This is a genomic window from Streptomyces guryensis (assembly GCF_021261325.1).
GTDB lineage: Bacteria > Actinomycetota > Actinomycetes > Streptomycetales > Streptomycetaceae > Streptomyces > Streptomyces guryensis.
In genome coordinates this window covers 1-1,173 of sequence record NZ_JAJSBI010000075.1, presented here as the reverse complement: position 1 = coordinate 1,173, position 1,173 = coordinate 1, and the positions used below count along the sequence as shown (strand labels likewise).

Below are 1,173 nucleotides of genomic sequence, written 5' to 3'. Positions count from 1 at the left end.
TACTCAGGTTGAACTCGTAGAGCCTGCGGGGTCGTGACGGTTCGTGATCCCTGCGGTACGACGGGATCGTGAGGTACGCGCAGCGGGGCGGGTATACGCCCGTCGAGCAGGAGAAGCGGGAACGGCTGAGGCTGGAGGCGGCCGAGCGGTTCGCGCGCGGTGATGAGGCCACGGTGGTCGCGGCCGATCTGCGGGTCACGGAGCGCACGGTGCGGCGGTGGCGCAAGGTCTGGCGCGAAGGCGGGGCGGCGGCGCTGAAGTCGAAGGGGCCAGTGTCCCGCGAGCGGCTGTCGGTGCGGGAGTGGGAGCGGCTGGAGGCGGAGCTGAAGCGGGGTCCGCTGGCTCATGGCTTCAGTGATGACCAGCGGTGGACACTGGGCCGGATCAAGACCCTGATCGGCAGGCTGTTCCACAAGGGCTACACGGTCCAGGGGGTGGCCAAGCTGCTGAAACGGCACGGCTGGTCCTGCCAGGTCCCGGTGCGTCGGGCGATCGAGCGGGACGAGGAGGCCATCGAGATGTGGAAGGACGAGGTGTGGCCGCGGTTAAAAGGACCGCGGCGGACCTGGGCGCCTACATCTGCTTCGAGGACGAGGCAGGCCAAGGGCTGAAACCGCCGAAAGGCCGCACCTGGGCACCGCGAGGAGCACGGCCGGTGGTGCGGGTGCGGGGCCGGGGAAACGGCCGGGTCAACATCGCCGGCGCCGTCTGCTTTCGGCCCGGCAGCCGCCCGCACCTCTTCTACCGGCTGCACGTCTACCACGGCCGCAAGGGCGAGCCGAAGACGTTCGCCTGGCACGAGTACCGGGACCTGATCATCACCGCCCACCAGCAACTGAAGGCCCCGCTCGTGTGGTGCTGGGACAACCTCAACGTCCACCTTGCCAAGGAGCTCGCCGCATTCGCCGAGGAACACCAGGACTGGTTACGCATCTTCCAGATGCCGTCATACGCACCGGAACTGAACCCTGCCGAAGGCGTGTGGTCGCTCCTCAAGCGCGCCATCGCCAACTTCGTCGCCACCGACCTCGGTGGACTCGTCCGCATCGTCAAACGCAAGCTCAAGAAGATCCAGTTCAGACCCCACCTGATCGACGGCTGCCTCACCGGGACCGGCCTGATCATCGAACCCTGGTGACCACGCAGCCGGACTCTACGAGTTCAACCTGAGTA

Annotated in this window: 1 protein-coding gene; it reads left to right on the top strand. The window is 67.3% G+C overall.

The annotated features are described in order from the left end of the window. Positions 1–68 precede the first annotated feature (68 nt). Positions 69–1,138 (top strand): IS630 family transposase gene (locus LJ657_RS49475; RefSeq protein WP_443735577.1). Its coding sequence is split into 2 segments (ribosomal slippage): positions 69–518 and positions 521–1,138, totalling 1,068 coding nucleotides; the frame shifts between segments, so codons are not numbered across the junction. Positions 1,139–1,173: the final 35 nt, after the last annotated feature.